The following is a 14,730-nucleotide window of genomic DNA, read 5'->3' on the forward strand; positions in this document are numbered from 1 at the left end:
CAAAATGCCCCGGCCGTTCGCGCGGCCGGGGCATTTTGCATGTTCGCGACCTGTTCTCTCGCCACGCTTTTCGTGGCAAGGTGCAGCGCGTGTTGGACGCCCCCTCCCCGCGCAAGATCATCCATATCGACATGGACGCTTTCTACGCGTCAGTCGAACAGCGCGACGATCCCGCATTGCGCGGGCGACCAGTGGCGGTGGGCAGCGCACAGGCGCGTGGGGTGGTGGCGGCAGCAAGCTATGAGGCGCGCGCATTCGGTGTGCGCTCCGCTTTGCCCTCGGCGACTGCGATCCGGCGCTGCCCGGACCTGGTATTCGTCCGCCCGCGCTTCGATGTCTATCGCGCGATCAGCCAGCAGATCCGCGCGATCTTCGCCGATTATACCGCACTGATCGAGCCGCTCGCGCTGGACGAAGCGTATCTAGACGTAACCGAGGATCAGCGCGGGCTGGGGTCCGCGCGCGCAGTGGCACAGGAAATCCGCGCCCGCATCCGCGCCGAAACCGGGCTGACCGCGTCCGCCGGGGTGAGCTACAACAAGTTCATCGCCAAGCTGGCGTCGGATCAGAACAAGCCCGACGGCCTGTGTGTAATCCCGCCCGCGAAAGGCCCGGCGTTCGTCGCCGCCCTACCGGTCTCACGATTCCACGGCGTCGGCCCGGTGACGGCGCGGCGGATGGCGGCGCTGGGGATCGAGACGGGCGAGGATCTGCGCGGGCAAAGCCGTGAGTTCCTGCGCGCGCATTTCGGCAGCCATGCCGATTATCTGCACGGCGCGGCGCGCGGGATCGACGAGCGCCCGGTGCGCGCCGATCGCCCGACCAAATCGATCGGCGCTGAGCGGACTTTCGACCGCAATCTGGCCGATCAGGATGAGATCATCGCCGCGCTCGATCACGTCGCCGAGGCGGCTTGGGAGCGCGTCGAACGCAGCGGAGAGCGCGGTCGTACCGTGACGCTGAAATTCCGCCGCGGCGATTTCCGCACCTTCACCCGCGCACGATCCCTCACCGATCCGGTGGCCGACAAGACGCAATTCGCTGAGATCGGCCAGACATTGCTTCTCCGCGAGCTGCCGGTCGAAGGTGGCATCCGTCTGCTTGGGCTGACGCTCTCGGCCATCCTCGATCCAGGCGAGCGCTCACAGCCGGCGTTGCCGCTCGGCTGAACCTCAGCCGCGATCGAGCGCCTGTTCACCGAGCACGATCGCGCCGAGCGGCCCGGCATCATCCCCAAGCCCGGCCGGCACGACGAACCGATCCGTGTCCTCCACATCGGGCAGCGCGATATAACCGTTGAGCGAACGGCGCAACATCGCCCGGATCGACGTGAAGAGGAACGGATTGCCGACCATCACCCCGCCGCCCATCACGATCCGTCGCGGCACCCCGGTCATAACCAAGGTGTGCAGCATTTGCGCCAGCGCATGTGCCACCGGCTCCCACGCGGGATGATCAGGCGGGAGATCCTGCCCGGCGATCCCGGTCCGCGCGGCGATCGCCGAGCCCGCCGCCAGCCCCTCCACGCAGGCGCCGTGGAACGGGCATGAGCCGGGCCATTCGTCCCCCGCCAGCCGCGCCGGGCGGACATGCCCCAGTTCGCCATGCGTCAGCCCATCGACCGGCCGACCACCAGCGATCAGCCCTACGCCGATCCCGGTCCCCACGGTGACATAAGCGAGATCGGCCAGCCCACGCGCGGCGCCCCATCGCGCCTCACCCAGCGCGGCGCCCACCACATCGGTGTGAAACCCGACCGGCACGCGATATCGCGTGCCGAGCCGCCGCGCGATATCGGTGTGCGACCAATGTGGTTTGGTCGTCACGGTAACGCTGCCATAATCGGCCGCGTGGCGATCGATCGAGATCGGGCCAAAACTGGCGATGCCCAGCGCGGCAAAGCCCCGCCACCCGTCGATCACCGCTTCCAGCGCATTGAGCGTCTCCTCCGGCCGCGTCGTCGGCACGCGAACCCGCTCCAGTATCTCATCCGGCCCGCGCGCCAGGATCGCGACGCATTTGGTGCCCCCCAGCTCGATCCCGGCGATCAGCGGGGGCTGCGCCATTTCACTCGGTCTCCAGCACGACGGCATCGATCCGCCGCAGCATCGCCATGAACCCCTCCAGCTCGGCCGGCGCGAAGCTCGCGAAGATCCGTTGTTCCAGTTCGAGCGCCTTAGGCGCGACCAACGCGTAAAGCTCGCGACCCGCAGCGGTGAGCGACAGCAGGTGCGAGCGTTTGTCGGTCGCATTCGGCGCGCGTGCCAGCAGCCCGCGCCCGACCAGCGCAATGGCGGCGCGGCTGACGGTCACCTTATCCATCCGCGTGCGCTCGCCGATATCGGCCTGATTGATCGCGTCCACCTCCGCGATCACCGCCACCAGCCGCCATTCGGGGATGGTGAGTCCGAACATCGATTCATAGGCACGCGCGATCCGGTCGCTCACCAGATTCGAGGTGATCGAAAGACGATACGGCAGGAACCGATCAAGCTGGAGACGATTGGTCATTCCGAACATCGTAGCATTTGACACGACAGTCTCAACACATGATACTGGTTTCAATTGTTACCATTTATGGAAGAATCGTCATGACCGCCGACAATCCGCTGGGGCTGAACGGGTTTGAATTCGTCGAGTTCACCTCGCCCGATCCCGAGGCGATGGGGAAGCAGTTCGAACAACTCGGCTTCACCGCGACGCATCGTCATCCGACCAAGAACATCACGCGATATAAGCAGGGTCGCATCAACCTGATGCTCAACCGCGACGAGGCCGGACGCGTCGCCGCCTTCCGTGGCGAGCATGGCCCCTCCGCCAGCGCGATGGCGTTCCGCGTCGCCGATCCGGCGGTGGCGATGAAATGGGCGGTGGAACATGGCGCCAAGCCGACCGATGAGGATGACACGGTGATCCAGGGGATCGGCGGCAGCTACCTCTATTTCATCAAGGACGGCACCGATCTCTACGCCGATTGGGCAGAAATGCCCGGCTGGCGCGAGGCGGAGGCGAAGAACAATGTCGGGCTCGATCTGCTCGATCACCTCACCCATAATGTCCGCCGCGGGCAGATGCGGGTGTGGAGCGAATTCTACCGCACGCTGTTCGCGTTCGAGGAGCAGAAGTATTTCGACATCAAGGGCAAGGCGACCGGGCTGTTCAGCCAGGCGATGATCGCCCCGGACAAGGCGATCCGCATTCCCTTGAACGAAAGCCAGGACGATAATTCGCAGATCGAGGAATTCATCCGCGAGTATCACGGCGAAGGTATCCAGCACCTCGCGCTGACCACCCCCGATATCTATGACACCGTGGAGCGGCTGCGCGCGCGCGGCGTGAACCTGCAGGACACGATCGAGACCTATTACGAGCTGGTCGACAAGCGCGTCCCCGGCCACGGCGAGGATCTCGAGCGGCTCCGCAAAAACCGCATCCTGATCGACGGCAATGTCGGCGATGAGGGCATCCTGCTCCAGATCTTCACCGAGAATATGTTCGGGCCGATCTTCTTCGAGATCATCCAGCGCAAGGGCAATGAGGGCTTCGGCAACGGCAACTTCCAGGCGCTGTTCGAAAGCATCGAGCTGGATCAGATCCGGCGGGGAGTCATTAAAGTCGACGCCTGATCGATGACGGAAGCGCGAGCTTCCGCCGAGATGCGGCGCGAATGCGCCGCCGTCGACCGACTGGCACGGCGAGCCGGGCCTCGGGCACGGCTTCGCCGGGTCCGACGTCCGGCGGTTTGAGAAAGAAGGCAGAGGATGAACGACCAGTCCCGCATCGACGCGCAGGCGGCATCCACCGCCTATGTCCCCGGCTTCGGCAATCACATGTCGACCGAGGCAGTTCCCGGCGCGCTCCCGATCGGCCGGAATTCGCCGCAGAAACCACCGTTCGGGCTGTACGCCGAGCAGCTTTCCGGCACCGCCTTCACCGCGCCGCGCCATGAAAACCGCCGCTCATGGCTCTATCGACTGCGCCCATCCGCCGAACACCCGCCGTTCGTCCGCTATGACGGCGCGCCGCGCTTCTCGCCCGCGACGGTGGCCGGGCCGCTCGCCCCGAACCGGCTGCGCTGGGATCCGATCGCCGCTTCCTCCGCCGGCACCGACCTGATCGACGGGATGACGACGATGCTCGCCAACGGCGATCCCGCGCATCTGGAGGGCGTCGCGCTGCATCTATACGCCACCGACCACGACATGACGCACCGCGTGTTCGTCAACGCCGACGGCGAGATGCTGTTCGTGCCACAGGAGGGGCGGCTGGAGCTGCTGACCGAACTCGGCCGCATCGAGGTTTCGCCCGGCCAGATCGCGCTCGTCCCGCGCGGCGTGCGGTTCCGCGCGATACTGCCGGATGGCGCGGCGCGCGGTTATGTCTGCGAGAATTACGGCAACCTGTTCCGCCTGCCCGATCTGGGCCCGATCGGCGCCAACGGCCTCGCCAATCCACGCGATTTCGAAACGCCGGTGGCATGGTTCGAGGATCGCGACGAGCGAATAGAGGTCGTCCAGAAATATCTCGGCCATTTGTGGCGAACCGAGCTGCACCATTCGCCGCTCGACGTGGTGGCGTGGCACGGCAATCTCGCGCCGTGGCGCTATGATCTTGCGCGGTTCAACACGATCAACACGGTCAGCTTCGACCATCCCGATCCGTCGATCTTCACCGTGCTCACCTCGCCGAGCGATGTCACCGGGCGCGCCAATGCCGATTTCGTGATCTTCCCACCGCGATGGATGGTCGCGGAGGACACGTTCCGCCCACCGTGGTTCCACCGCAATGTGATGTCGGAAGCGATGGGATTGATCACCGGCGCCTATGACGCGAAGGCGGAAGGGTTCAGCCCCGGCGGCCTCTCGCTCCACAACATGCTGTCGGGACATGGGCCGGACAAAGCGACATGGGAGGCCGCGTCGAACGCCGCTCTGCAACCGCACAGAATCGGCGGCACGATGGCGTTCATGCTCGAGAGCTGCTGGCCGTATCGCCCGACCGATTTCGCGCAGGCCCACGCCCAGCCCGATTACGACGAATGCTGGGCCGATTTTCCCAAGGCGACATTGCCCTGACCGAGCGGCTCACCACCACCCCGCCCGGCATCGCGCTCGGCCCGCTCGACCAGATCGCCGACGGCGCGGCGCGAAACTTCGTGATCGAGATGCGCGCCGGGCGTTTCCACGGCTTCGTCGTGCGACGCGGCGCGGAAGCGTTCGGCTATGTCGATCGCTGCCCGCACATGGGATTGCCGCTGGCGCAGACCCTCGACGACTATGTCGCGGGCGGGATGATCGCGTGCAGTTGGCACGGCGCCGTGTTCGATATCACAAGCGGCAAATGCCTCGGCGGTCCGTGCCCTGGCACCGCACTAACCCCTTGGCCCGTCGTAATACGGGACGAAACGATCCTCACCGCCTGAGCCTTTATGTTGCGATTTCGTGACAGACAAGGCATCCTGCCCCGTTGCTAGGAGGCACAGGCAAGATGGCGAAGGTTTCCGCCAACGGTATCGAGATCGCATATGACGAGTTCGGCGCGAAGGATGCGCCGGCTGTGTTGATGATCATGGGGCTCGGCGCGCAACTCCTGCGTTGGCCGATGAATCTCGTCGAGACGTTGGTCGAGCGCGGCTATCGCGTGATCCGCTATGACAATCGCGATGTCGGCCTTTCCTCCAAATGCAACGAAGGCGGTACCCCCAGCCTCGCGCTGATGGCGGTTTGGCGAGCGCTACGCCGTCCGGTCCGCGCGCCCTATACGCTTACCGATATGGCGGATGACGCTGCCGGTCTGCTCGACGCATTGGGAATCGAGAAGGCACATATCATGGGCGCTTCGATGGGCGGGATGATCGGCCAGCTATTCGCTGCGCGTTGGCCGGAACGCACCTTGTCGCTCACCTCGATCATGTCCTCCACCGGCAACCCCGCGCTGCCCGGCGCGTCGCTACAGGCGATGAGCATCCTGCTGCGCCGCCCGCGCGGCGGCGATGTGAACGCGATCGTCGCGCATGGCGTGAAAGCGTCGAAGGTGGTCGGCGCGCACTTCCAGGAGGACGCCACGCTGATGGCCGAGCGCTATCACGAAGAGGTGGCGCGTAATCACGAGCCCGCCGGCTTCATCCGCCAGATGGCCGCAATCCTTGCGGATGGCGACCGGCGCGAGCGGCTGAAGGCGATCACCGCTCCCACCGTCGTCGTCCATGGAGTGAACGACCCGCTGGTACCGATCGATGGCGGGCGCGATACCGCAGCCAGCATCCCCGGTGCGCGTCTGGTGGAGATCCCCGGCATGGGCCATACGCTGCCACCTGAGGTAATCCCGACCGTGGTGCAGGCATTCGAGAGCGTCGCCCGCCCGGTAACCCGGCTAGCCCGCGCGGCCTGAAGCGCACGAGCGGGTTAGAGCAAGCCGCGTGATTCTTAGTTCACCCGGCTCGCCCTAACTATCGATGGCCGCCTCGTTTTGCGGAAAAACGGTTCCAACTTTCCCGCGCGCCGCCCCGGCGCTCAGAGCCGCACGAGCATTTTGCCCATGTTGCCGCCGGTGAAGAGGCCGCGAAACGCCGCCGGCATCGCCTCGATTCCGTCATGGATCGTCTCGTGGCGCTGGAGCTTTCCCTCCTTCAGCAACGCACCCATGTCGCGATAGAATTCGCCGACGCGATCGATGAAGTCGCTGACGATAAAGCCCCGGATATTGATCCGCGCGCCGATCACCTTGGCGAGATAGCGCAGTTCCTGCGGCTTTCCGTCGTTATAGATGTCGATCATGCCGCAGATCGCGAAGCGCGCGTGCATTCGCGCGGCGAGCAGCGCCGCATCGAGATGCTCACCGCCAACATTGTCGAAATAAACGTCGATCCCCTCCGGTGCGGCTTCCATCAGCCCGCGCGTGACCGAGCCGGCCTTGTAGTCGACCACATGATCCGCGCCGATAGCTTTCACCCAAGCGCATTTGTCAGCACCGCCGGCCGATCCAATCACGGTCATGCCCTTTGCCTTGGCGACCTGCACCACCGTCGAGCCAACCGCGCCCGCCGCTGCCGAAACGAACACCACATCGCCCGGCTGCGCCGACGCGATCGCCAGCAATCCGAAATAGGCCGTGATCCCCGGCATGCCGAGTTGCCCCAGATAGGCCTGGTCGTCCACGCCGAGATCCGGCAACCGCTGCGCTTCGCCCGCGTTCAGCACCGCTTCCTCGCGCCAGCCCAGCATATGCTGCACCTTCGCCCCGATCGGCAGATCAGCGTTCCTGCTTTCAACCACCTCACCGATTGCGCCGCCCTGCATTGGCTCACCGAGCGCGAATGGCGGGACATAGCTTTTCACATCGTTCATCCGCCCGCGCATATAGGGGTCGACCGACAACCAGCGGTTGGCGACGCGGACCTGCCCCTCACCAAGCGGCGCGGACGGCAGATCGATCAAGGCGAAATTACCGTCGTCCGGCATTCCGGTCGGGCGCGATTTCAGGCTCCAGGCACGCGACATCGCTCTTATCCTCTCTCGCTGAATTTGAGCATTCGGTATGGCCCATGCAGCGATAAAGACAAGGGCCGAGCGTCACCGCCCGGCCCTGTTCCGTCCCTCACCATCGTCAGGCAGCTAGTGTTCAGCCGGAGAAGGATCCATCGTTGCCCGGTCGATCCCACCTCTTACCGCGCCCGCCGCCACGATCATCATCGCCGAACAACGCCTGATTACGCTCTTCGTCACGCCAATGCTGTTTCGCGTCGTCCGCAGTCTTGATTAGCGTCACCTGCGCGTCCACCCGAGCGATCCAGCCAGATGGGATCGAATGATGCCGGCCACCGGCGTCGGCATCGCTCTTCGTCAGCAGGATGCGATCGCCACGCACCTTGTCGACCGTGCCGACATGCGCGCCATCGGCGCCAACGACGTCCATATGCTCCTCAACCCGGCTCAACGAGTCGCGTTGCGTCTGGCGATTGGTCCGCCAATTGACGAACTCCTGCTCGAACTTCGCCCGATGCTCCCGGCGAAATTCCTCATAATCGCGGTCGAGCGCGGCAATTTGCGCGTTGCGCCAATCGCCATAATGCGCGTCATTGTGGCTTGGGGGTGTCCCGCCGAAACGTTCGTCAGCCCACATATCCGCCTGCCGACGACGTTCCGCCTGCTCGTCACCGAACCACGAACGCACCTCATCCCCGGCACGCGCGAGGAATCCTCGATCGGGATAATCGCCGTCCTGCGCCGAGCGCGCGTAACGGATGCCGCGATCGCGATGTCTGCTGGCATGGCGATCGTCATCGTCCCAATCGCGGCGGCTACCGACATCCTCAAATCGGCGCCCGCCCGACGCATAGCTGCCATGATATTCGGGCGGGGGTTCATCCGGTCCATAACGCTCGCCCTCGAACCTGCCGCGATCGGTGCCCGCCATCCCCGCCGCGAGATATTCGCGCGCGCTGGAATAGCTGTAATCGCGTCCAGATCCATAATCGCGACCATAATTCGACGGATCGCCACGGCGCGGATTGCGATCGTATCTCATCGCTTTCTCGCCAAAAAATTCGTAGCTCATCGCTTTCCCTCCAAGGAAAAAATGCGTTGTTGCCACGGTCCCCGCTCACATTGCGGCGGGCGGGCATCGCTACGGGAAAAATGCGCCGGAAACCGTTATTGTTCCGACTGTTACACTTGCGTATCGGATGGCGATCGCGCCTCGAACACGCCTTGCCGCAGGTAAAGTTTGAACCTGTCGAACGAGAGGCGTTGCATCGCCCTGAAAGAGGCCGCTAAGGGCGTCGCTCCCGGCCGATGTCCGGGTACCGGGCGGGGCCGTAGCTCAGATGGGAGAGCGCTGCAATCGCACTGCAGAGGTCAGGGGTTCGATTCCCCTCGGCTCCACCACCCGCCGATCTTTCACCATCCTGTCCGGCGGGATCACGCCAGCGCCTTTGGGTGCGAGCCGCGCGCAAAATCAATTCGCGCATTGACCATCCGCTCCAGCAGGTGATGATGCGATCCCGACGCAGAAGCGCGCGCCCGAACGGGCATGCAGAAAGGCAAGCGACCTCAAGATGAGCGACAATGATCTCCCGGAAGCGATTCCCGCCTCGACCCTGGTGATTTTCCGTGCCGGCCCTGGCGCACCTGAATTGCTGATGGTGGAGCGTGCCAAGGCAATGGTGTTCGCCGGCGGTGCGATGGTGTTCCCGGGTGGTCGTGTGGATGCCGGCGATCATGCGCTTGCCCTGCGCTTCGGTGGCGGCGAAGAAGTGGCCGCGCGCATTGCGGCGATCCGCGAGACAATCGAGGAGGCTGGGCTCCCTGTCGGGCTGAAAAAACCGCCTTTCGGTAGAAGCGCTGGAAGCGATGCGCCATGGCCTTCATGCCGGCAAATCGTTCGCGGAAGTGCTGGCGGATGCGGACACAGAGCTTGATCTCGAACCACTCGTGCCATGGGCTCGCTGGCTTCCGGCCCACGCCCATATGCGGCGTTTCGATACGCGCTTCTACCTCACGGAGTTACCGGCCGACGCCCCCCGCGCGACGGTCGACGCGACCGAGAATGTTCGACTGGTTTGGGCGACGGCGCAATCGGTGCTGGACGACGCAGATGCCGGCAAGCTCGCAATCATTTTCCCTACCCGACGGAATCTAGAGCGGCTCGCGCAGTTCGGCAGCTTCGCCGAAGCGGCGGCGCATGCGCGCGATACCCCGGTACGCACCGTCACGCCCTGGACGGAAAAGCGCGATGGGGAACAGCATCTCTGCATTCCCGATGACGCCGGCTATCCGGTGACCTCCGAGCCGATAAGCGAGGCTATGCGCGGCTGATAGCCGGCGCGCGCTCGATCATTGCGGCAGCGCGCCCTCTTCCACCTTCTCCACCCAATGCGGGAAGAAGCTGGGCTGGCGTGACGACCACCCCGATGCAGTAGCGGCGGCTTCGCTGATCGACTGGAGTAGCTTGCGCCGCAATTCGGGATGGAGATGTGGCAGCGCGGCGGCGGCACAAAACGCGCCGGGGAGCCATGGCCGCACGTTCGCGCCGATCAGCCGCTCATAAAGGAAGCGATAGGCCGAGAAGGTCAGCAACCGCCCCTGCCCCAGATCGAAGGCCGTAACGGTGATAAGCGGCGCAAGAAACGGCTCGACGCGATCGAGCCCGCTGTCGTCGGGGATCAATGCGCGGATTTCGGGCAGTCGCTCATAATGATGAGCCTGCGCGCGGATGCTCGCCGCCTCAACCACGTCGCGTGACCAGCGCATCAGCGCGTCCTCGCGATCCAGCCCTATATCGAGCCCACGCCGGATATAGCGCTGCGTCGCCGCCGCGAACCCGGCAAACTCCTTCATTTCGGCCAGCGCCATCGCACCTTCCGCCGGCTTCATCCTGGCACTCATCGATCCACCTCGTCTCGTACCAATCGAGCCGGATCATCATGCGCCAGGATGGTTAACTCTTCCCTTAACGCCGTGATGTCCGACGTTAATGAGTGAATCATGTCGTTTGCGCTGCGACAACAAGCGAGCGACGAATCGAAGCGAATTGTTACTTTTGGATGTCAGGGTGCGCTTTTTCCGCAACAATCACGCATCCTGCTGGCGCTCCGCCTCTGCGTTATAGCCTGATGAGGGCGCTGGATCGCTGCGGCGTCGCGGCTGCACGGTCGAAGGCGGATCGGATGCGTCCATCGATTCATCCAGCGCCTCGTCAAGCTTCGCCTGCCTGTCCGATGGATTTTCCTTCAGTCGCCGGGCGATCGACTGGTCCTGTCCGGCATCCTGTCGGGGGTCGTGGCTTTCGGGGGGCATCGCTCTCTCCTAATCTATCGGGAAGGGAACGATGGAATAACCGTCGCGTTCCTGCCCGCGCTCAACCGTTCACCGCGCCGACCAGTGCAAGCAACGCACGCAGGCGCGGCAGGCCGCCGGGCGTCGCGATGTAGCGCGGCTCCCATTGCGGTTGGAATTTCTCCTTGAACGCGCGCAGCCCGGTGAAGCGGTAGAGCCGTTCGCCACGCTCGAACAGGGCGCGCCCGATCTTCGCCCAGATCGGGGCGAGGCGATCCTCCGGCATGCCCGATAGCGGCGCGAGGCCGAGGTTGAACGTCTCATGCCCCTGTTCCCGCCCCCATTGGAACAGCCGCACGAACATCATGTCCATCGTGCCCGCCGGCGCATCGGGCAGGTGTCGCATCAAATCTACCGACATCTCGCCCCCCGCCCCGTTCGTCCAGATGTTGGCGAAGGCGAGCATCTGCCCGTCCTTCCGCACCACCGCGATCGGGAAGCGCGCCAGATAATCGGCGGCGAACGGGCCGAGGCTGAAACTCTTTTCCTCCTTGTCCTTATCCACCAGCCACGCATCGGAGACCATGCGTAGCTCCGCGATCGCCGCAGGCACCTCCGCCGGGGGGATCACGGCGAAGCTCATCCCATCACGCTCGGCCCGGCGCAGGGCGGCGCGGAAATCCTTCGCCTGCGGGCCTTCGAGCGAGAAATCCGCGAGGTCGACATGCGCCTCCTCGCCGTATTTCATCACCTCCAGTCCCATATCGATCATCAGCGGCAGCATCTCGCTGCTGATTTGATAGAAGCACAATCGCCCATGCGCCGCGTCGCAGGCATGGCGGATGGCCCACACCAGTTCGCCCCACGCCGCTTCCGGCCCGACCGGATCGCCCATCACGATCCATGTGCGACCGCGCACGCGGTACATCAGGAAAGCGTCACCGGCAGCGGAGATCACGAACCTCTTGTCGCCAGTGAAGGCAAGGTTGGCATCGGTCCGGGCGGTATGCACCAGCGCAGCCTGCGCCACCATTTCCGGCAGATCAGCGCTGGCCGCGGGGCGCGCGCTGCGGCCGACCAGCAGGTGCCAGATCGCGATCGCCGTCATCAGCACGCCCGCCGCGAAGGTCGCGCGCAGGAAGCGCGGCGCATTGCCGTGCAATGCGAATTTCCACCACAGGGCATCGCTATACGGCACGCGTTTATAGGCAAAAAAACCGGCCCATGCGCTCAAGGCCAGTGCGGCGGCGGCGGCGGCAAGCCAGCGCCCGTCGAGCGGCTCGGTCGCGATCCCGCCGCGACGATAAAATGCCGGGCGCGCATATTGCAGCACGACGAGGACAACGAACTGCAACATCGCCTCCTCGTAATCGAGCCCCTTGAGCAGCGAGAAGACGATCCCCGCGATCAGCAGGATGCGCGCCAGCACGAAACCGCTGCGCAACCGCGCGTTGAGCGCGGGCGCGACGAGCAACAGCAACGTGCCCACCAGGCTCCCCGCGAGATGCGATCCCTCGATGAATGGCAGGGGCAGCATCTCATCGAGATCGCTCAGTCGCCCGCGCGCACCCGGCAACGCACCCGATACGAGCAAGATGAAGCCCGCGACGAACACCAGCAACGTGATCGCATTGGGCGCCAGCGCCCGTCCCACCTTGTCGAGCATCGACAACCCCGCGCCGATCGGGCGGCGCAGCGCGCTCGCCTCGCGCAACACCAGCACGATCGCGGCAAGGAATAGTGGCAAGAGATAATAGACCAGCCGGTAGAGCAGCAGCCCGGCAAACACCGCCGGCTTGTCCGCCGGAAGCGCCGCGAGCACCACCGCCTCGAACACCCCCAACCCGCCGGGGACATGCGCGAATATCGCGACGACGATCGCCAGCACATAAGCAACGAAGAAGGTGGGATAAGCCTCGATCGACAGCCCCGGCACCAGCACGAACAATACTGCGGAGGCCAGCATCAGATCGACGATCGATACGCCGACCAGCGCGAACAGATGCCCCGGCTCGGGCAGCGGTAAGGCGAAGCGCGCAACGCCAATGCGGCGGATGCCCCCGGCGCGCAGGATCGGCAGCACCAGCGCCGCCGCGAGCAGCACCAGCCCGAAAATATGCGCCGTCGTCGTCCCCACCGTCCAGTGCGCAATGCGCGGCGGTGCGCCCTGCACCAACAACGCAACGCCTGCCGTCGCGGCGATGCCGTTCCAGAAGGCTAGCGTGCCAATCGCCCCGACCTTCACCGCGTCGGCAAGCGAAAGCCCCGCCTGTCCATAGATGCGGTAGCGTGCCGAATTGCCGGTTAGCAGCGACAGCCCAAGATTATAGCTGATCGCATTGCCCAGAAACGAGGCGGTCGCGCCGATCTGCCACGGTTGCGGCCGCCCGATCACGCGCAGCGCGATCCAGTCGTGCAGGGTCAGCAAGGTGTAGCTCGCCGCCGTCAGCACCGTGGCGAGCGCGATTCGCTCCGCCGACACCGCGTCCAGCGCTGCGCGCACGTCGTATAAGCGGACTTCGGCAAGCACGAGTCGCAACACGGCGAAACCGAGCAGCGCCACACACGCCACCGCTGCCGGCACCCACCAGCGGCGATGGCGCGCGAGAAGTTCGGAAATCGCGAAGCGCCGGCGTTGCATCACCTCAGCCGATGCCACTCCTGCGAGCGGCAGAAATAATGCCGGACGAGGCAATTGGAGATCCTCAGCCGGTCCGGCGCGATCAGGCTGATGTGCGACGGGAAGCTGCGCCCCATGTCGGGCACGAACAGGCGGCCCGACCAAATGCCGCTGCCGCTGAAGTGATAATTCCGCAGCAATTGCGTGCCAACGAGATGGCTCACCCCGGCCGCACGGGCATCCGCCACCGCCTGATCATTGGCCCAGACGATTGTGCCGCACACGCCATTGTCGCAAGCCATTGTGCGCACCGCGAGCGTGCCGCGCGGATTGCCCCATACGCCGATCGGCACGGTGGCCACGGCCGCCATACCGGGCGATGCGAGCAGCGCACCGAGCGCTATCGCAGCAACCGTCTTCCAGCGCATCATCCCCGTCCCCCCGATCCCCGCGCCGGCAATGCCGTCACACGGGCAATCGCACCCATAACATTGTGCGCGATCGCATCGGTATCGAAATCGAGGAAATGCCCGCCGGGCATCGCGATATTCGTCACATTCGGCTGGCCGGTGCCAGCGCAGGCGCTGTCGTTTTCCTCCACGCCATGGATACAGGTGAGCGGCGCCCAGGTGATCGCGCTGATGCCGCGTCGCGCGTCGCTGTCCGGCGTGCCGAGATAGGTGATGTTGCTGGGGTCACTGCGGAAAAACACTTGTCGTCCCGGCACGACCAGCACCACCGCAGCGACATGACGGCGCAGGTCTGCGGGCAACGCGGGCAGACCTGCCGCGAGCACATCCGCGCCGAATGAGCGACCGATCAGCACGAGTCGTTCAGCGTGGGAAGCAGTCAGCGCTGTGCGCACTGCATCGGCGATGATCGCCTCGGTCTCGGTGGCGGTACGGCGCGTGCGGAACGCGACCGGGGTGTTGAAGCCGATCACCGGAATCCCGCGCGCGGCGAGCAGATCGGCCATCGTCTGCCCCGGACCAAAGCGCAGACCCATATCGCCCGAAAGATAAAGCGCCGCGACGCCTCCGCGCGCCGATCCGGTCGCCGCCATGGATTCATAGGGGTCGCGATCGAAATAGCTGCCACGCCACAGCGCGCCGATCAGGATCAACGCCAGCACGGCAACGCCGATCACCAACCGCCGCACCCCGCGCCTGCCTTGCCTGTTCGTCACGATTTCCGGTTTCCCGTGCATGATCCCGTAATATCAATGGTCCTGTATTCGCGCGGTTTCAGCAACATGACGAAATCGTCACGCAGAGGATGCGTGATTGACTCGCTCGCACCAAAGGAACAAAATAAGAACATATATTCTGCTGCGAG

At 64.8% G+C, this 14,730-nt stretch carries 14 protein-coding genes, 1 tRNA gene and 1 pseudogene; 7 read left to right on the top strand and 9 right to left on the bottom strand.

The window, feature by feature from the left end; all coding sequences use genetic code 11:
* Window positions 1-131: 131 nt before the first annotated feature.
* Window positions 132-1,169: a DNA polymerase IV gene (gene dinB / locus P0Y64_02285; GenBank protein WEK44945.1), complete on the top strand. Its 1,038-nt coding sequence runs from the start codon at window positions 132-134 to the stop codon at window positions 1,167-1,169.
* Between the two features lie 3 nt (window positions 1,170-1,172).
* On the opposite strand, the gene P0Y64_02290 is transcribed toward dinB, so the two are convergent.
* Both P0Y64_02290 and P0Y64_02295 read right to left on the bottom strand, forming a co-directional pair.
* Complete coding sequence (locus tag P0Y64_02290) at window positions 1,173-2,066, bottom strand: ROK family protein (GenBank protein ID WEK43681.1); 894 nt, start codon at window positions 2,064-2,066, stop codon at window positions 1,173-1,175.
* Between the two features lies 1 nt (window position 2,067).
* Complete coding sequence (locus tag P0Y64_02295) at window positions 2,068-2,511, bottom strand: MarR family transcriptional regulator (protein WEK43682.1); 444 nt, start codon at window positions 2,509-2,511, stop codon at window positions 2,068-2,070.
* An 80-nt stretch (window positions 2,512-2,591) separates the two neighbouring features.
* Here P0Y64_02295 and hppD point away from each other — a divergent pair, with 80 nt between their 5' ends.
* The 4 genes from hppD (at window position 2,592) to P0Y64_02315 (ending at window position 6,390) form a co-directional block, all read left to right on the top strand.
* Window positions 2,592-3,626, top strand: a complete 1,035-nt coding sequence (hppD, locus tag P0Y64_02300; protein WEK43683.1) for a 4-hydroxyphenylpyruvate dioxygenase — start codon at window positions 2,592-2,594, stop codon at window positions 3,624-3,626.
* Window positions 3,627-3,761: 135 nt separating this feature from the next.
* A complete protein-coding gene (gene hmgA / locus P0Y64_02305; protein ID WEK43684.1) occupies window positions 3,762-5,075 on the top strand; it encodes a homogentisate 1,2-dioxygenase in 1,314 nt (437 codons plus the stop codon).
* Window positions 5,039-5,422 carry a Rieske (2Fe-2S) protein gene (locus P0Y64_02310; GenBank protein ID WEK43685.1) on the top strand — a complete coding sequence of 128 codons (384 nt, stop codon included), beginning with the start codon at window positions 5,039-5,041 and terminating at the stop codon, window positions 5,420-5,422. Before hmgA ends, P0Y64_02310 begins: the two co-directional genes overlap by 37 nt.
* A 65-nt stretch (window positions 5,423-5,487) precedes the next feature.
* Entirely contained in the window at window positions 5,488-6,390 is a 903-nt protein-coding gene (locus P0Y64_02315) for an alpha/beta hydrolase (GenBank protein ID WEK43686.1), read from the top strand.
* A gap of 122 nt (window positions 6,391-6,512) precedes the next feature.
* Here the strand turns inward: P0Y64_02315 and P0Y64_02320 are convergent, their stop codons facing one another.
* Complete coding sequence (locus tag P0Y64_02320; GenBank protein WEK43687.1) at window positions 6,513-7,499, bottom strand: NADP-dependent oxidoreductase; 987 nt, start codon at window positions 7,497-7,499, stop codon at window positions 6,513-6,515.
* A gap of 121 nt (window positions 7,500-7,620) precedes the next feature.
* Window positions 7,621-8,556, bottom strand: coding sequence for a DUF2171 domain-containing protein (locus tag P0Y64_02325; protein WEK43688.1), 936 nt, complete (start codon window positions 8,554-8,556; stop codon window positions 7,621-7,623).
* 253 nt (window positions 8,557-8,809) lie between these two features.
* Between P0Y64_02325 and P0Y64_02330 the strand changes: the two genes are divergently transcribed.
* Window positions 8,810-8,885: transfer RNA gene (locus P0Y64_02330), tRNA-Ala, on the top strand.
* Between the two features lie 170 nt (window positions 8,886-9,055).
* A pseudogene (locus tag P0Y64_02335) lies at window positions 9,056-9,815 on the top strand (NUDIX domain-containing protein).
* A gap of 18 nt (window positions 9,816-9,833) precedes the next feature.
* Here the strand turns inward: P0Y64_02335 and P0Y64_02340 are convergent.
* The 5 genes from P0Y64_02340 to P0Y64_02360 form a co-directional block, all read right to left on the bottom strand.
* Window positions 9,834-10,385, bottom strand: coding sequence for a hypothetical protein (locus P0Y64_02340; GenBank protein WEK43689.1), 552 nt, complete (start codon window positions 10,383-10,385; stop codon window positions 9,834-9,836).
* Window positions 10,386-10,571: 186 nt separating this feature from the next.
* Window positions 10,572-10,796 carry a hypothetical protein gene (locus tag P0Y64_02345; GenBank protein WEK43690.1) on the bottom strand — a complete coding sequence of 75 codons (225 nt, stop codon included), beginning with the start codon at window positions 10,794-10,796 and terminating at the stop codon, window positions 10,572-10,574.
* A 61-nt stretch (window positions 10,797-10,857) separates the two neighbouring features.
* Window positions 10,858-13,470, bottom strand: a complete 2,613-nt coding sequence (mprF, locus tag P0Y64_02350; protein ID WEK43691.1) for a bifunctional lysylphosphatidylglycerol flippase/synthetase MprF — start codon at window positions 13,468-13,470, stop codon at window positions 10,858-10,860.
* On the bottom strand, window positions 13,416-13,826 hold the full coding sequence (locus P0Y64_02355; protein ID WEK43692.1) for a DUF2147 domain-containing protein: 411 nt from the start codon (window positions 13,824-13,826) through the stop codon (window positions 13,416-13,418). The genes mprF and P0Y64_02355 overlap by 55 nt, the downstream gene beginning before the upstream one ends.
* On the bottom strand, window positions 13,823-14,581 hold the full coding sequence (locus tag P0Y64_02360) for a hypothetical protein (protein WEK43693.1): 759 nt from the start codon (window positions 14,579-14,581) through the stop codon (window positions 13,823-13,825). The genes P0Y64_02355 and P0Y64_02360 overlap by 4 nt, the downstream gene beginning before the upstream one ends.
* Window positions 14,582-14,730: the final 149 nt, after the last annotated feature.

The organism is Candidatus Sphingomonas colombiensis, from assembly GCA_029202845.1.
GTDB lineage: Bacteria > Pseudomonadota > Alphaproteobacteria > Sphingomonadales > Sphingomonadaceae > Sphingomonas > Sphingomonas colombiensis.